This window comes from Pseudomonas sp. ML2-2023-3, from assembly GCF_037055275.1.
Classification (GTDB): Bacteria; Pseudomonadota; Gammaproteobacteria; order Pseudomonadales; family Pseudomonadaceae; genus Aquipseudomonas.
In genome coordinates, this window is the sequence record NZ_CP146343.1 from 3,654,214 (window position 1) to 3,671,341 (window position 17,128).

Annotated in this window: 13 protein-coding genes; 7 read left to right on the forward strand and 6 right to left on the reverse strand. The window is 61.1% G+C overall.

Annotated elements, in window-relative coordinates:
- Positions 1 to 6 precede the first annotated feature (6 nt).
- From V6P94_RS16780 to V6P94_RS16805, 6 genes are all read right to left on the reverse strand, one after another.
- Positions 7 to 1,557: an ABC transporter substrate-binding protein gene (locus V6P94_RS16780; protein WP_326397816.1), complete on the reverse strand. Its 1,551-nt coding sequence runs from the start codon at positions 1,555 to 1,557 to the stop codon at positions 7 to 9.
- A gap of 9 nt (positions 1,558 to 1,566) precedes the next feature.
- Positions 1,567 to 2,202 (reverse strand): SCO family protein, encoded by a 636-nt coding sequence (locus V6P94_RS16785; protein WP_326397815.1) that lies wholly within the window; start codon positions 2,200 to 2,202, stop codon positions 1,567 to 1,569.
- Entirely contained in the window at positions 2,199 to 2,855 is a 657-nt protein-coding gene (locus V6P94_RS16790; protein WP_133079431.1) for an SCO family protein, read from the reverse strand. Before V6P94_RS16790 ends, V6P94_RS16785 begins: the two co-directional genes overlap by 4 nt.
- Positions 2,856 to 2,868: 13 nt before the next feature.
- Positions 2,869 to 4,797 (reverse strand): cytochrome D1 domain-containing protein, encoded by a 1,929-nt coding sequence (locus V6P94_RS16795; RefSeq protein WP_326397814.1) that lies wholly within the window; start codon positions 4,795 to 4,797, stop codon positions 2,869 to 2,871.
- Between the two features lie 87 nt (positions 4,798 to 4,884).
- A complete protein-coding gene (gene mnxG, locus V6P94_RS16800) occupies positions 4,885 to 10,701 on the reverse strand; it encodes a manganese-oxidizing multicopper oxidase MnxG (RefSeq protein ID WP_338647792.1) in 5,817 nt (1,938 codons plus the stop codon).
- Positions 10,702 to 10,902: 201 nt separating this feature from the next.
- Positions 10,903 to 11,520 carry a lytic transglycosylase domain-containing protein gene (locus tag V6P94_RS16805; protein ID WP_133079428.1) on the reverse strand — a complete coding sequence of 206 codons (618 nt, stop codon included), beginning with the start codon at positions 11,518 to 11,520 and terminating at the stop codon, positions 10,903 to 10,905.
- Between the two features lie 193 nt (positions 11,521 to 11,713).
- Between V6P94_RS16805 and gspG the strand changes: the two genes are divergently transcribed.
- The 7 genes from gspG (at position 11,714) to V6P94_RS16840 (ending at position 17,059) form a co-directional block, all read left to right on the forward strand.
- The gene (gene gspG, locus V6P94_RS16810) at positions 11,714 to 12,148 is read left to right on the forward strand and encodes a type II secretion system major pseudopilin GspG (RefSeq protein ID WP_133079427.1); all 435 of its coding nucleotides are present in this window, start codon (positions 11,714 to 11,716) and stop codon (positions 12,146 to 12,148) included.
- A 14-nt stretch (positions 12,149 to 12,162) separates the two neighbouring features.
- Positions 12,163 to 13,350 (forward strand): type II secretion system F family protein, encoded by a 1,188-nt coding sequence (locus tag V6P94_RS16815; RefSeq protein ID WP_219261730.1) that lies wholly within the window; start codon positions 12,163 to 12,165, stop codon positions 13,348 to 13,350.
- Positions 13,351 to 13,641: 291 nt separating this feature from the next.
- A complete protein-coding gene (locus tag V6P94_RS16820; RefSeq protein ID WP_338647795.1) occupies positions 13,642 to 13,842 on the forward strand; it encodes a hypothetical protein in 201 nt (66 codons plus the stop codon).
- Between the two features lie 32 nt (positions 13,843 to 13,874).
- Positions 13,875 to 15,427, forward strand: a protein-coding gene (locus V6P94_RS16825; protein ID WP_326397640.1) for an IS3 family transposase whose coding sequence is annotated in 2 segments (ribosomal slippage) — positions 13,875 to 14,337 and positions 14,337 to 15,427 — 1,554 coding nt in all. Because the reading frame shifts where the segments join, the coding sequence is not laid out codon by codon here.
- 4 nt (positions 15,428 to 15,431) lie between these two features.
- Complete coding sequence (locus V6P94_RS16830) at positions 15,432 to 15,944, forward strand: hypothetical protein (protein WP_338647798.1); 513 nt, start codon at positions 15,432 to 15,434, stop codon at positions 15,942 to 15,944.
- A gap of 21 nt (positions 15,945 to 15,965) precedes the next feature.
- Positions 15,966 to 16,574 (forward strand): metalloregulator ArsR/SmtB family transcription factor, encoded by a 609-nt coding sequence (locus V6P94_RS16835; protein ID WP_219262771.1) that lies wholly within the window; start codon positions 15,966 to 15,968, stop codon positions 16,572 to 16,574.
- 296 nt (positions 16,575 to 16,870) lie between these two features.
- On the forward strand, positions 16,871 to 17,059 hold the full coding sequence (locus V6P94_RS16840) for a hypothetical protein (protein ID WP_326397811.1): 189 nt from the start codon (positions 16,871 to 16,873) through the stop codon (positions 17,057 to 17,059).
- Positions 17,060 to 17,128 lie beyond the last annotated feature (69 nt).

Genomic DNA, 17,128 nt, shown 5'->3' on the forward strand with positions numbered 1-17,128 from the left:
CTCCGGTCAGGGCATCGCAGCAACGGGTTTATAGGGGGCTACCAGGTAAAAACGCTGGTCCGGCAGTTCCAGTGCGACCACATGGGCACCATTGAGGCCCAGGCGGCGGCCGGGGCCGAAGCTGATCTGCGGCGTCAGCCCGGTGGCAAAGTCATGCAGCCCTTCCAGGGCACTGACCAGCTTTTCGCGACTGGCATCCCTTCCGGCCTGCTTCATGCCCTCGGCGAACAACAGCATCGAGCTGAAGGCGCCTACTTGCACAAAGGCATGCTGCCCACCCAGGGCCTCGGAATCGCGCACCTGCGTCAGCGCCAGGCGTCCGGCCGGGGTCCAGTCACTGGGTATGAAGGGGTAGGCAATAAACACCCGGCGGGAAAACTCGACGGGTACCTGGAACAGGTCCCCCGCCACCTGCTGCGCCGTGGCAAACAGATAAGGCGCCTGCCCTGCCTCCTGAAAACGGTTGGCGAGGCTGCTGAAACCGCCACCGCTGCCCAGGTAGAAAACCGAACGGCACCCCGAGGGAAACGGCTCTTGCGCAGGGTCGTAGGCCTGCACATGAACGTCCTGCCAGGCGTGAGCCTGTAAATAGAGGCCAAGCTCGTCCGCGGCCTTCTGCTGTCCGGGCGCACCGGAGTAAAGGACCCACGTTGGCCCCTGCAACGCCACAAGCTCCTGGCTGGCGAAGTCGGCCAAGGCAATCAACTGCTCGCGCAACCCCGGCAAGGGCTCGAAAATCAGCCTGCTGGACTGGCTCGTACCGAGCAGCGACAACGCTCCTATCAGTGGAACGCCGGCCTGCTCCAGATGGCGTGCAAGCTCGGTGTCGAGTGCCGGGGCCAGGGGCGCGATCAACGCGAAGATCTGCTCCTGATCAATCAGCCGGTCCAGCGCCTGCCCGGCACTGGCGCGATCCGGCCCGGGATCGAGGATGGTCAGGCGCAACTGGCGACCATGAATGCCCCCCGCCTGGTTGATTCGCTTCACTGAGCCATTGAGCACCCCGGCGATGGTGGCGGCCTCTTCGGCCAGCGGTCCTTCGGAGGGCAGCAACGTACCCAGGGTGATGCTGTCGCCCTCGAGGCCGGGATCACGATCGTCCGCCACGCGCTTGAGATAAGCCGTGAGATTGCGCTGGTCGTTGATCGACAGGACGAACTGCGGCATGGCCGGGTCGAGCCGATTGCCGCCGGGGTCACGGCCTTCCTGAATGGCCCGGGCCAGCGCACCGTCCGAGTACGCCGGGTAGCTGCGGCCATTGATCTGCTGCTGGCCATGAATGCTGCTCAGGCGCGACCAGCTCAGGTCTGGCGGTCGTACACCCCCCTCCGGGCGCCCGAGCCCGTCGGTGCCGTGACAGTTGGCGCACGGCAAGCTGGTGGCGGGCAACAACATACCGGCGGCGCCGACCCTGGCCATGATCGGTTCACCACTCGCCGACACCCCTTCACGGTACAGGCGCTTGCCGGCACTTTCAGTGGGGGTCAGAGGCAATGCCTGGGCACAGGCAATTGCGCCTGTGAACAGCAACATCGCAAGGGCGAGTGAGGTTTTCATGGGGCACGCTCAACGCCCGGCTACAGGCATTGTCAGCAGCTGCAAGCGCTGGGCAATGGCCGCCGCCGGGGCATCGGGGCGGATCTTGCTCCAGCGTTTGTTGGCCACATCACCGACAATCAGTTGCGTGGAGTGTTGCTCGGGGGTTGGCACGATCTGGCCAATGCGCCCCAGTACCAGCTCCATCTGCGCCTTGTTGCCGGTCAAAAAAAGCCAGTGGGGATCGTCGACCCCTTGTTTCAAGGTGTAAGCCTTGAGCACCGCCGGTGTGTCACGCAGCGGATCACTGGTAAGGGAAATGAAAGTAATGCCATCGGCCTTGTCCCCCAACACCTCACGCACCTCCTTGAGCTTGCGGGTAATCAACGGACAGGCATCGTTGCAACTGGTGAATATCACGTTCAGCAACACCACACGGTTTTCCAGGGCGTCGCTGTAGAAGCGCAGGGTCTGACCGTTCTGGTCCAGCAAGGGGGTGTCGGTAAACCAGGTTTTGGCATCACGGGTGCCCGTGGTCGGAGGGGCTACAGCGGCGACCGCCGCAGGTGCTTCAGAGGCCGATTGCGAGTGCCCTTCGTGGGCGAGCGTCACGCTGCTGAACAGGCAAAAGCACACACTCAAGGCCATGCGGTCGAGGATTTTCATGGCTGCTGCTCCATTGCAACGGCGGTGTGTTTGGCATGGGCACCGCGCTGACCCCTGAGTTTTTCCACTTCATGGATCAGCACCGCCGGGTCAGTGAAACCGTAAAAACGGGTCCAGTGCCGGCTATTGCCGTCGCCCACCAGAATCAGCGGTGCATGATTTTTCAAGTCGCCGCCGAACGTACCCAACCCCTTGAGCGTGTCATTGACCGACTGGGTCGAACCCGTCAGCCAGCTCCAGCCCGGCCCGCTCTGAAAGGCACGGGCGTATTCATTCAACCGGCCGCTGTCGTCACGCTGCGGGTCGATGCTGATGGAGACCAGTTGCACTTCGCTGCCCACCCGCGCGCCCAGCTGTTTCTGCACCTTGCCCATGATGGAGGACACCACCGGGCAAACCGTGGTGCAGCTGGTGTAGATGAAACTCATGACCACGATTTTGTTGGCCACCAGATCCGGCTCCAGATGGACCGACTTGCCGTTCTGATCAACCAGCGCGACGTCGGCAAAACTGACTGGGGCGCCCTGGGTGCTGGCGGGGGTCGCCGTCATGTCATGGCCGGCATGTTCATCCGCCGAATGGGCCTGGGCCTGGCCGATACCGCAGGCCAGCAGCCAGAGGGTCGTTAGAGCACAATGGGCAAATCGGTTCATGTCGATTTCCTCTTCAATGAGCAGCGCCGGGAAGTACCCGCACGCTGGCAAAAGTCTTGTCGTCGAAGCCCGCGCCAAGGGAGGCTGCGCGCACATGCAGGTACCAGGCACCTGGCTGATCGAGGGTCAGCGGGACTTCGTAGACGCCCTCTCCCACCTCCCGCGCCGCCACCGCCTGTGCCCGTGAGGACGGCGCGAGGAAGTAGCGCACCTGGACATCCCCGACCCCGCTGCGCCGGGTTTTCTGCTTGCCCTGAACAATGCGAAAACGCACCACGTAAGGGCTGCCAAGGGGCGTCGTGGAGGTATCGAGCATGAACTCGACCTTGGGCACACCCGCCACCCGGCTCGCCTCTGTCGCCGGTTCTACATCCGCCGTGAAGCAGTGGATGATGTTCGGCTGGTTGAGCAGGAAGGCCACATCGAAACGTCCGGCGGGGGGCAGCTTGATCCGCGCACTGTAGAGCCCCGGCGAGACTTCACGCAGGCTGCGGTCAATCACCAGCGCGGCCCGCGCCACTTGCCCGCGGTTGGGGTAGCCGGACATCGGGGCATTCATGCCCTCGGCGTAGAAGTAGGTGGTGTTGTCCACCGGGTTGACCACGAACACCGCATTGTCGTCCCGCGACACCGCCAGGCTTGAAGCCAGGGGCAAGTCACCGGCCAGGCGCGGCGCCTGTGGGCCTGCTTCGAAGCCTTGGGTGATCGGGGTACGCCCTTCCCCGAGCGACGCGAGGTTGATCATCGTGACCTTGGCCGACGCCAGGCCCCGGATGTAGGCATAGGCCTTGGTGAACACCACTTGATAGGGTTCGGCGGACACCGCCACGTCATGGATCAGCGAATCGTTGCTGGCATCAATAACCGACGCCTGGTTTTCCAGGGTATTGAGCACAATGCCAAAGCGTCCGTCGGCGCTGAAACCCATGGGCCCCAGGCCCTGCTTGAGCCTGATGACCCGGCGCACCGCCAGGCTTTGGGTGTCGACCACCGTGACCGTACCGTCCTTGCCATCCGCTACATAGACGGCCTGGGACAGTGGCGAAAAGGCGATCGACAACGGGTGTGAGCCCGTCTTGAGCTGCTTGCTCAGGGTCAGGCTGGCGATGTCGATGATGCTCACCGTGCCGTCATCGCGGTTGCTGACAAACGCATGCCGGCTGTCCTTGCTGAACGCGATCTCATGATGACCGGCGCCAGTTGCCAAATACTTGAGTGGCTTGAGGCTCTGCGCATCGATCACCGTGACCCCGGACTGCTCGCGGGCCTTGGCGTTGTTGCCCACCCACAGCAGGCGCTCGTCCGGTTGCAGGGCCACGCGCACCGGGTTGCTGCCCGCCGCAACCGAGTCGATCAGCTTGAATTGCTCGCTGTCGATCACCGCCACTGCATCGGCCTTGGGCATGGACACAAACACCCGCTTATTGTCTCTGGGCGTGATCCAGTCCATGGGCGGCTGTTTCAGGTCGATGCGCGATAACGTACTGGTGATTCCCCCCACAGACACTTGCGGGTCGACCACCGACACACTGGCATCACGATTCATCACCATCAGGAAATAGCTGTTGAGATCCAGCAGCGGCCGGGCGCCGATGCTCGACTTGAGAAACACCCCGACTCGCGACTTGCAGCTGTGCTCACGCCCCTGGGCCAGGTCGGCGGCAACGGCCTGGGGGTCGAGCCAGGCACCCGGTGCAACACCCGCCAGAGGCTGGCCAGACGTGGCGTCGGTGATCCGGAAACGCACATCGGCGAACTCACCTTCACGCAGTACGCCGTCTTTGGCCAAGGGGTGTACATTCAAGGTGACCGTCACACCGTCACGCACCAGCCTTTGTTCGCCCTTAGCCTGTGGTTCGGCCGCCCAGCACACGCCCCCCAGGGCGCACAGTGTTGTTGCGAGCATCCACCCACACACACCGGTTCCAATGGCCTTGTTCATTGTCTTTCTCCCCGTCAAGTTCCCGCATGCCGCCCCCCCTGAACAGCAGGAGCGGGCTTGCTCGCTCCTGCTGATACGCACGGCCCGTCAAGGCGTCGGCGCAGGTTCCAGCTCATTGGATACCCGTAACAATCCCCACAACCCGGCGGTGTTGCCGTAGGCGGCGTAATCCCGGAAGAGGTAGTCCCCCGGTATTGCATTGATGCCCCCGGCACTTGGGTGCATGAAGCTGAAGTGCGCCGCCGGAAGGACGCTTTCATGGGCGCCGATGTACATCGACATCGGGTTAAGGCCAAACCGTACCGAGCCCACGCCAGGCGTACCCATCGGATAGCCACCGGTGTCGCTTTTTTCCGACTGGAACGGGTTGACTGACCACACGTGTCCGTCCAGCTGGAACGTGCTGCCACGACTGCCGCCGGTAGGCATCAGGATGTGGGTGCGGAACGGTTGCCCCGGTTTCACATAGAGCACAGGGGTTTGCGGATCGCCTCCCACCAGGGCGTTGCTGTACGCCATGTGCGCATTGGGCACGTCAGCGTAGCCACCGCCCTCTGCGTGGCCGAACGGTGCATCGGGGGCCAGCCCGAAGCGGTACCACAGCGGTTCGGCCTTGTAGTTGATCGCCATGCTGGAGTTGTCCTGCGGATCCGTAGGTACCCCCAGGCCTTCAGCCGCAATACCTTCCACTGGCCGGCCACCCGCCCAGCGGATATTCAGGGCTTTTTGCCAGACCATCGCAAAGTCGCGATAAACAGCCTGGCCCGGCGCAGTCACGCTGGCATTGACCTTGCGGATATCGTCAACCCAGGTGGCCCCCACCGGCAGGATACTCATGGCACCCCCCAGGCCTTTCTGCGGCTGCTTGATCACATCCGACGGGGTGAAATTCAGCCCGCCAAACTCCACGGCCGTGGCGTTGATGTTGTCGACACTGCGCCCCAGTTGCGTGATCGGCTTGCCTTCACGCTCCAGGTGACCGGCGTAGTACTGATAGGTGCGGGTCGGGTAGGCACCGCTGTTGCCAGCCCTGGGAGCCACGGTCTGCACCGGGTTCGCCCCCACGTTGGCGCCATCGGACTTGGTGATGTCATACGCCAGCAGTTGCGCATGCAGACCAACATGGCTGGACGGACGCATCAGGTTGTTGCTGAAGGTGCTCGAGCCGTCACTGCCATTTCGATCACGCTTGACCACACCCTGCATCACGGCGGTCTGGGTCAGGTCGGGCATGACACTCGGCAGACGGTTTTCCAGTGTGATGTTGATGCAGTCCCCGGCCGTTGCGCGCAACACCAGCGGCTCGACGGGAACGCCGGGTTTGAGCTTGCCGCTGACCGGGTCCAGGTCGGCCTTGCGTACATAGAGGATGGCGGTCGGGTCATGCAGCGGGCCGCTCTGGCCGCCGATGGTCATGGTTACCCCGTCCTCGGGATCGGTCACAGTGACACGGGGGATACTCACCGGCCGCGAGTTGTACACCAGGGTCCCGCCAGCGGGTTTCAACGGCCCGCCCACATGCTGGCCAATGCCTGCCGGATCGCCGAGGGTCAGCCCCAACGGATTGCCGAGGATGTCGTTGGCCAGTGCGGCGACGACTTCATAGTTGCGCTGCACAGTGGGACGGGTACCGATGCCATTGGGGTTGGCGCTGATTCTTGGGCACGAGCCGTCGAAGGCCACGGTGTTGCGCATACCGGCCGGTTTCGGGTTGTTCGGCAGCGCAAACAGGTCGGTACGCTGGGCGGTGTAGTTGCGCATCACACCCCAGATCCCGCTCCAGTAACCTTCGATCGAAGCGTCCATCGAGTACAGGTAATCCCCGGTGGTCGCCGCCGAACTGGACAACATCGAGATCGGTGCGATAAAGCCCATCTGCTCGGAAATCCCGATCATCTGCGAAGCGCGCCATCCGGAGTTGGAACTGCTGCCGAAGCCCGAGCCGCTTTGCAGCCACTTCACGCCGTGCAGCGTCACGTTGTGCTCTTCTTCATGACCACCGGCATGTACCCGCAGCCGCACATTGTCACCCGTGTAAGTACGCAGCATTGGTGTGAACGGGTCGCCCGGTTCGGCGCCACCCCGGTTGATGTGCGGCGGAAACAGGGTGGTGCCGCCGGTTGGTCCGGTGGCGGACGTGATCAGGTTGGGCGCCAGGTTCATGGCCGGAATCGCCCGGTCGGTGCGGCTTTGCAGGGCATACGAGAGGTCGCCGCCCAGGCCGTCCGCCTGCATGCCACGCTTGCCGTCGGGGCCGACCTTGTTCGGGTCGTAAACCCGCAACGCCAGCGGTTCATTGCGATAATTGATCACGAACATGCCAGGGTCATCCACGGAGATGGCCTGTGGGCATGGACGAGTTGGGCAACCCGCGACCCGTCCACCCTGCACTTCGACAATGCCTTCGAGCAAGCTGCTGGCATTACTGCGCACCGGCGGGTTGATGGCGTAGCGGAAGCTGTCCGCTGTGGCCGGAAACGCCTGGGGATTGGGCACGCCATTGGGCCCTGCGCCCACATACACACCGGCTTCATAGGCGTGCTGGAAATCGCTGTATTCGAGGAAGAACTCACGGAAGCTGTCGTTCTTGCCATCGCCGTCCAGGTCACCGGTGGACACCACGGCTTGCCACGAGGTCGGCCCGCCGTCCTGACGCGCGCCGCTGTAGAGGGGCTCGCCGGTTTCGGCGTGGAACCAGGTGGAACCGGCCGGTTCGGCCAGCACGGTGGCGTACAGGCCAATCTGTTGATGGGTCGACGGGCCCAGATGGTCGTGGGTAAAGATGGTGCCCAGACCACGGTCGATGCCTTTGATATTGACCACAGGGTCGACAAACCAGCGTTGCATCGCTGTGCGCGCACCCACCCAGTCAGCCCGGCCGAACTGGCCGAAGTACGGGTGATTTTTGGCTTTCGGACAGGCTGGGGTGCCATCACGCACATCGGCCCCAGTGCACTGGTTGAACGTGCGGATGGCATGGATGCGTTCCTGCACGGCGCCGGGGGAAAGCACACCGTCTTCATAGTTCCAGCCGTTGGCCGAGCCGTCTGCGGCAGTCAGGTCCCATTTAGGCAAGTGGATGTGTTGGCCAATGACGTCGGTGGGGGTCCGGACCTGATAATCGTCCATCTCATAGGTGGCCGGCACCAGGTTGGTCTGCTGGTACTGCACGCAGTCAAAGGTGTTCATGCGCATCACCAGAGGTTCTGGCGGACGCTGCTTGGTGATCACCGGCCAGGCGTCTTCCCACAAGGCCAGAATGCGCGCTTGCGGAAAATGGTAGCCAACCTTGTTGTACACCGCGTCGAACTGAATATTGGCTGCCTTGTAGATCCGTGGACGATCCGCAGTAAAGGTCGAAGAGCCGGTGAACGACATGCCGTCCATGCGCTCGCCGCTATTGAACTCGCCGGTCCCGGCGGCGCTGGTCAGGCGTTTTTGCCGATCATCCATGCACGGTTCGTAATACGGCGCGCCTGCAATGGGCAACGCGCCGTTGGTGCGGAAGTTGCGCGCGACGACTTGCTTGCCGGGCAACAGGGCAAAGCTGGGGTGGTCTTTTTTCGCGTGGAAGGCCATGGCGGCCTGTTCGACCTCGGTGCCCTCCTCAGGCATGTAGATCGGCTTGGCCCGTGTCACTTCCTTGGAAAAATCCAGCGAGGTCGTCACGGTGTGGGCCTTGCCTCCGGCAGAGAAGCCGGCCAGGGAGTGTCGTCCCAGGCCGCCGTCCCAGCCGCCCGACTGAGCCGGGTCGAGGTTGGCCCACAACGCCTTGCCGCTGTTTTTCAGTGTCTGGGCCTTGCCCGCATCGAGCATGTCCAGTGGCGGGGTCGGTGGGCGTTGGCCGACCGAGCTTTCCATGCCGCCGATCCAGAACGGATAGCCGGGGTTTTTCAGGCTGCCGTCAGCATTGCGGTTGGCTTCACTGCGATCCACCAGGGCCAGAGAACCAATGGCCTGGGCGCCGCCACTGCGATGCACGCCGTAGTCATCATCGTCATCGTCCCCGGCAGCGACCAGGGTCTCGCTGATTCTGGGTACCACAGCCACTTTGCCTGGCATCGGCGCCATGGCCTTGCCGGGCAACGGCACCACGGCAGGAATCGGGGTACCCGCCACGATCTCTCCATCGGGCAATGCACGGGCACCGGCTGCGGGTTTGCCGCTGCGCAAGGCAAAAGGCTTGGTGTGATAACCGTCGCTGCCCTGTTGTGACACTTCCAGCCGGGTGCCTTCTTCGAACACATCGTGCACCCGCCACATGGCCCACATGCCCTGGGCAAAGTGCGGGTAGAAATGGCAGTGATAGATTGCATCACCGGCAACACGGTTGCGGTTGCCCGAGCCACCGTTGGCAATTTCGTAGGTGTAACCGGCGCCCGGGCCAATCCCCTGGGCGTCTACATAGTCGGAGTTGTCATCGTTGGGGTTGAACAGCCATTGATGGCCATGCAAGTGGAAGATGTGTTGCTCATGCCCGTTGTGGGTATTGCGAAACTTGACGAAGTCACCGATGTAGCTGTGGTTGACGTTGGACGGCTCGGAGGGGTACAGCGCCATGCTCGCCTTGACCCCGACTTGCTCGGCACGGGGCACTTCGCCGGGACGGATGTTCTCCAGCCCGACGTTGGCCGGTACGTCCACCAGCATCGCCACGTCGCCGACGGTGTGCGAACTCAGGAAAAACTCTTCGTACGCGCAAGACAGGCAGTCGTGCATCGGCCCGACCCCGAGCCGGTTGGCGACCACTTCGGCCCCCATGCCGCCAGAGCCATAGTTGATCATGAACGAGTCCCGGGTTGGCTCAAGTACGTGGGCCATGACCGGGTCTGCCCAATATGCCGGAAAGGCTTGGGTGACAGCGGTTTCGTCCTGGAACTGCGAGGCAAAGTCACGGAAGGGTTCGAGACGGTTGGGCAACGCCGGATTGCGTTTGCCAATGGACTCCAGGGGATAGGTCGCAGGCGGGAAACTGCCGTCGGCATTGCTGCCCATCACGATCGCATCGCTTTCGCTGGAGATGATTTCATTGCCATCGACCATGTTGATGATCGGCGTACCCGCCTTGCCTTCACGGATCCAGGGTTCGCGCTGCGGGTAGCGGGCCTGGTAATCGACAATCGGCTGGCCAGTCGGCGTGCGCCCGCTGGAGGCCAGGCGCATTTCTTCTTCCGTCACGGTATTGCGATAGTTGCGACCGCCCTTGGGCATCACCACCACTTCCCCGAACAGACCGTTGGCCACGTTGCCTGCATCCCCTTCACCACCGAATGTGGCGCCACGGCTGCTGGCGGCGAATGCGCCTTCGCGCTCGGCATACAGCATGTAGGTGCGGGTCGCTCCGGGGGCAACCAGGGTATTGGCGTTGCGTCCGGTGTAGGAGGAAATATCGTCGATACTGTTGACCGCTTGCAGGCCGTTGACCTGGAACCCCACATGGCGGTCAGCGACTTGTTCGTCAACCTTGAAGTTGTTGTTGCCGGCTTCGACTTCAACTTCGCCTTCTACCTCGCCCTCGTCCCCGTCTTCCGGGCTGCCGGGGTTGGCCTGGTAAGCCAGCAGGTTCTGCAAGTTGATGGTCAGGCAGTCACCGGCGGCAACCCGCAACACCAGCGGACGCGGGCGCTTGTCGGGTCGCAGCGAGACCTTGCCCGGAACTGCCGCCCCGCCCATGTTCAGTGGCTGGTCATGGTCATCAACCACATCACGGCGCAGGGCGAACATCATGCCGTTGACGTTCTGCGCACCCAGGCGGTTGAACATCAGCGGCTGGTCCAGTGCGACGATATTGGCGACCAGATTGCGTTCACAACGTGCTGCCGCCTGGGCCGTTTCAATGCCGATCAGCGGCGTGACCAGTAACAGCAGGTTTAACAAGTGATGAGCGTGGGGAATGCCGTTCATGATCACTGATCTCACTGTTAGTGCTCAGGGAGTGATGTTCGCTAAAGCTGGTACTGCATAGGCCATGCCATAAAAATTTGTATTAACTTTCAATTGCTTACGCTTTGAATCCGAGAATTCGGGGGAAATTCCCCACTCTTTCCCCACATTCTGCTGTGCCTGGGCGACCCAACAATCGGGGACACAGACCCGACACCGGGCTCACAGCGGCGAGTCCGCAGGCAGACCCTGCAAACGCCGGTACTGGCGCAGGACGCTGGGCACATAACGCTGGGTTTCGGCAAACGGAGGAATCACTCCGCCACGACTGAGCACGGCTTGCGGCCCGGCGTTGTAGGCCGCTACGGCCAGGGCAATATCGTTGCCGAACAGGGTCATCATGCGTTTGAGGTACTTGGCCCCGCCCTGAATATTGGACTGGGGGTCGTAGACGTCCGTGACCCCCATCTCCCGGGCTGTATCGGGCATCAACTGCATCAACCCGCCCGCACCTTTGGGTGATGTTGCCCTGGGGTCGTAGTTGGACTCGTGCTGAATCACTGCGGACAACAGCGCAGCCGGTAACTCATTGGCAGCCGCTGCCGCCAGCACCATCTCGGCATAGGGTTGTGCGGCAATCATCTGCGGCTGTTGATCAATGCCGGTCTGGGCCTGGACCTCTGCCGACTCGCGAATCACACGTTCATAATGCCGCCCGGGGCGGTGAACGTTGGACAGCACGTAGCTGCCATTGGCATCCCGGGATACAAACACATCGGCGTGTACGACAGCGCTCATCAGCAATGCGCCAAGCAGTGTCGTGGTCATTGTCCTGGTCATTTCTACCTCCCCCGACCGGCCCCTGAAAATGGGGGTAATGCCCCAATGGGTGATCGCGAGGTAGCCCTATGCAAGCACCGCGCCGTAACGCACAAGGGCCGGTACACGGGGGTTACAGCCAGGTCGGGAGGTCTGAGCATGGCAATTGCATAAGCCTTGCTGGCGACTGTGCTGCCCACTGAGTGAGGTCATCATGAATCAGCGTATGTGTCATGCACCGCGAACCCAGCACGGGTTCACCCTGCTCGAATTGTTGGTGGTACTGGTGGTCCTCGGGCTATTGGCGGGCATCGTCGCGCCGAAGTATTTCGCCCAGCTGGGCCGTTCCGAAGTGAAAGTGGCCAAGGCGCAAATCGAGGGCCTGGGCAAGGCTCTGGATTTGTACCGACTGGAAGTCGGCCATTACCCTTCCACTGAACAGGGCTTGCAGGCACTGGTCACAGCGCCCAGCGATGAAACCCGCTGGACAGGCCCGTACCTGCAGAAAAAGCTGCCCCAGGACCCATGGGGACGTAACTACACCTACCGCTACCCCGGTGAAAACGGTGAGTACGACCTGCTGTCCCTGGGCAAGGACGGACAACCCGGTGGAGAAGGCGAAAACGCCGAAATCACCAGCTGGCAATGACGGGAGTCGCAACCATGCGCTTTCATCTCAAGGCAGTGGGCAAAACCGGTGTGGTCTCGATGACCGTCGAAGCTCAGGGCGATAGCGAAGCCCGGCGCATGGTCGAGGATCAGGGCATGCGCGTGGTCAGCCTGCAGGCCGAGCGCCGCTGGCGGGCGTGGCATCTGCATCAGCGCGAGACCTTCAACCTGGTGTTGTTCAGCCAGGAGTTGACCACCTTGCTCAACGCCGGTCTGCCGTTGATCGATGCGCTGGAAAGCCTGGCCGAAAAGGAAAACGCCCCCCAGGCCCGTAAAACCCTGAGTGAGCTGGTTCGCCTGCTGTACGAGGGCAAATCCTTCTCACAGGCATTGGCCCAATTGTCGGCGGTGTTCCCTCCGCTGTACGTTGCCCTGGTGCAATCGAGCGAGAAAACCGGGGCCGTGGGTGAGGCGCTGGGGCGATATGTCAGCTACCGGCAGCGCATGGACGAGGTTCGGCAGAAGATCGTCAGTGCATCGATCTACCCTCTCCTCCTGCTGGTGGTGGGCAGTGGCGTGGTGCTGTTCTTGATGGGTTACGTGGTGCCCCGCTTCAGCCTAGTGTTCGAAGGCCTGGGCGAGAATTTACCGTGGTTGTCGCAGGTGCTGATGAATGGCGGGATGTTCCTGCACGCCCATCAGGGCGAGTTTTTCGGTGCCGTGGTGGCAATCATCGTTGCCATCTCCTTCCTCCAGCGCCGACCGGCCTTTCGTCGGGCAGTTGGCCGATTGATCGAAAAAGTGCCGGCGGTCCATCAGCGCATCGTCATGTACGAACTGGCGCGATTTTATCGCTCCCTGGGCATTTTGCTGCAAGGCGGCATTCCGCTGGTGACGGCCATGGGAATGGTCCGTGGTCTGCTGACGGTGGCGTCCAGCCAGCGCCTGGATCAGGCCTGCGAACGGGTGCGCGAAGGTCAGTCGCTATCGGCGGCGCTGGAGCTCAACCACTTGGTGACGCCAGTCTCCCTGCGCCTGCTGAGGGCGGGTGAACAGTCCGGTAATCTGGGGCAGATGATGGAGCGCAGCGCCGACTTCTATGACGAAGAAGTCGGTCGCTGGATCGAATGGTTCGTACGCCTGTTCGAGCCCCTGCTGATGACCTTCATCGGCCTGCTGATCGGGGTCATCGTGATCTTGATGTACATCCCGATTTTCGAACTGGCCTCCAGCATTCATTGATCATCAAACGCCTGCCCCACTCCGTAGCAGTTGACGAGCTATGCGAGGCTGGGTTCGGCTGCGCAGCAGTCGTAAAGTCGGCTTCCACGGTTAATCTGGCATACCGCGTGTACCGGATTTGCGACCGCTACGTCGCAGTGGCGCACCATCTCGATCGCAGCCTCGTTCTACTCGTCAGCGGCTACATGAGTCCCCGCGACCATCGATCGGAATCGCACTGCAAATCCAATAAAAGCATATTTTGATGCTTAAATTAATATTGTTGGATTATTCGACTCAGAGGGTCCTGCCATGAACATCAAGATTGCGATAGTGCTCTTGCTTTCCCTGCTTGCCCAACCGGCCTGGAGTCAGGCCAGCAACCCGCCCCAGGCCAGCGCCACCAGTGCAACGGCGCTCACTACCCAAATGGCCCTTCGCGACCTGTGGGTGGAACATATTTTCTGGATCCCCCGGTGTCAGGATAGTTGTCGCCTCTCCGATTTTTCCTGAAAAAGCATATCGGGGGCGGAAAGAGACTGGTCGTGCCGTATTATTCATCTGAACGTAGAGCCGCATTGCTCAAGATGCTGCTTCCCCCGCTGAGCCTGACGATGGCCGAGGTTTCCCGGCGCGAAGGGGTCAGCGAAATGTCTTTGTCCAACTGGCGCAAACAGTTCAGATCCGAAGGGAATGTAGTGTCCGAAACCAAGCCGTCATCCCAGAACTGGTCAGCCGAAACCAAGTTCGCCATTGTCCTTGAAGCCGCCGGTTTGGCCGAAATCGACCTGGGAGAATATTGCCGCCGCAAAGGACTTTATCCCGAACAGATCGCCACCTGGCGACAGTCATTTATCAGCGGCCAAAAGTCTGAAAAGTCCCAGCAAAAAGACGACCGCGAACAAGCGCGTAAAGACAAGAAACGCATCCAGGAACTTGAGCGTGAACTGCGCCGCAAAGACAAGGCGCTGGCCGAAACCGCCGCGCTGTTGGTGCTGCGAAAAAAGCTCAACGATTACTGGGGGATCGACAGCGAGGACAACTGACCTCTTTGCCGGAACGGCAGTTGCTCGTAGCTTGGCTGGTCGAAGCAGTGGTGGCCGGGGCCCGAAAAGTCCTGGCATGCCGAGAGGTAGGGCTGTCGCTCAGAACCTTGCAACGGTGGACCGAAACGCAGGTGCTTCAAGCCGATGCCCGCACGACCACCGTGCGGCCTACGCCGCGTAATGCCTTGAGCGAGATCGAGCGGCAAGCCATCGTGACGCTGTGCAACAGCCCGGCATACGCCCATCTGCCTCCGAGCCAGATCGTTCCGCGTCTGGCTGACGAAGCACGTTATCTGGCGTCGGAGGCCACGTTTTATCGCATCTTGCGAGCGGCGGGCCAGCAACAGCATCGAGGCCGTAGCCAGCGTCCCCGGCGCTACGCAGCACCGACAACGCACGCTGCGCAAGCGCCCAACCAGGTGTGGTCGTGGGACATCACGTACTTGCCGTCGCCGATACGGGGCAAGTATTACTACCTGTATTTGATCGAGGATATTTACAGCCGCAAGGCCGTGGGCTGGGAAGTTTACGAAGAAGAAAGCGGCGAAAAAGCCGCTGCGCTGCTGCAGCGCAGCGTGATCGGCGAGCAGTGTTTATACGAGCCGCTGGTGCTGCACTCGGACAATGGAGCACCGATGAAATCGCTGACGCTGTTGAGCAAGATGTACGACCTGGGCATTACGCCGTCCCGTGGTCGGCCGCGAGTGAGCAATGACAATCCGTACTCGGAGTCACTGTTTAGAACGCTGAAATATTGCCCGCAATGGCCGCAGGCAGGCTTCGCCAGCCTGGATGCCGCACGGGTCTGGGTGAGGGATTTTATGCGCTGGTATAACAACGAGCATCGGCATAGCCGGATCCGCTTCGTCACGCCGTCAGAGCGCCATCGTGGGTTGGATCATCAGATCCTGGCTCGGCGGCATGACCTGTACGAACGAGCTCGGAAGAAAAGCCCGGAACGCTGGTCAGGTCAGACGCGTAACTGGGAGCCAATAGGGACGGTGATGCTGAACCCGGATCGGGAGCAGCAGGCCGAGAAAAGAGCGGCATAGTTGGATGGTTGACGCGACAAGTACCTTGAAAAACGCCGGGATCAGAAATTATGCGATAGCCAATCAGGACGGCAATGCGGCACAAGCCGCCATAGCCCAAAACGAGGTCGTCAGTAATGCCAAGGCCATCGCCAACAGCATTGCCCCACTTTATGGGCAACCGGCGGCCGACCAGTTGCTCACACTCCTCGCCGGGCATTGGGGGGCGGTAAAACACTACAGTGATGCACGGGTCGCCAACGACAAAGCCGGTCAACAGGCCGCAATCGCTGAGTTGTCTGCGAATGCCAAGTCGTTGGCCGCCTTTCTGGCCAAGGCCAATCCCTATTTGCCCGAGCCCACGCTGCAAGCCATGCTGAGTGCCCACGGCGCTCACCATGTGACACAGATCGAACAGCTGGCCGCCAAGGATTACAAGGGTGAGGCCCAGACCTGGGGCATGATGCGTACACACATCCTTGCCCTTGCTGATGCCTTGACGGCGGGCTTGATCAAGCAATTCCCCGATAAATTTTGACTGCAAGCAGGAGCCGGACAGATGCTGGAAGGAATGGGGCGAACCCAACAGGACTTGTTGAAGGCATTGCTGTACTCACCTGCGGGAATGAGCATTGATGAGCTTGCCCACAGTCTGGGGGTGACACGCACTGCGATTCGCCAGCATCTTGCTGCGCTGGAGCGCGACGGTCTGGTCATGCGGGGCGCCACCAGGCCCACCGGGCGGCGCCCCGAACAGCTCCACCAATTGACCGACCACGCAAAGGAGCTGTTCCCGCGCCAATACCCGCTGCTGGCCAACTTGCTGATCGATCAGGTCGCAGGTCTGCTCGGAGAGCAGGCGCTGTCCCAGTTGATGCAGGGCCTGGGCCGCAAGCTGGCCAGCGATCTTGAACCTGAAGTTGTCGATGAAGCGCGCATCGTTCAGTACATGAACCACTCGGGATACGAAGCGCAGGTGTTCTTCAGATCATCGGGCGAACCGGAGATTGTGGCCCACAACTGCATTTTTCATCAGTTGGCCAAAGCCCATCCCGTGGTGTGCGAACTGGACCTGGCATTGATCGGTGCCCTGGGCGGTGGCAAGGCAGAGCATCTTGAATGCATGGTGCGTGGCGGGCAGGTCTGCCGCTTTAACGTGGTCAGGTAAACCGGATTGCAATCGGCAACTTTGTGGGTTATCAGAACCGGCCTGCGTACTTGACGCCAAACTTTAAACGGCCACTCCAAGACACTCCATCACAGCACTGTCGAGTCAGAGTCGCATTGGCAAAATAGAATGGTTATCGGTAGCAAAGGTTACTCATCGGATCCCGTAAGTGCTTACTTGATCTACTTACAAAGCAGCGCTATTCCTTACAACTGCCAACATAAAAAATAAAAAACAGGAATACCGTGATGCCTAGATTCGTGGTTGTCCCCGCCGTGCCCAAGGAGACGGGATCAATGCGCATTGGATCGCGCTTTTATTGCACCACCGGCCCGATAGGTTTCAACATTTATGACTGTGAGGCCCTGTGCAGGCTGCCCGAGAGCTATCCAGCCCGAGGAGACGCTGAAGACGCCTGTAAACAGCTCAACAGTGTGAGCCTGCAAAACATGATTGATGAAAGCGTTTACGCTCACTCGCCCTGACAATGGTTTGCACATGGGCATGACGTAAAACAGCATAAGTTGCTGACGAACTGTTCAATTAAAAACTTC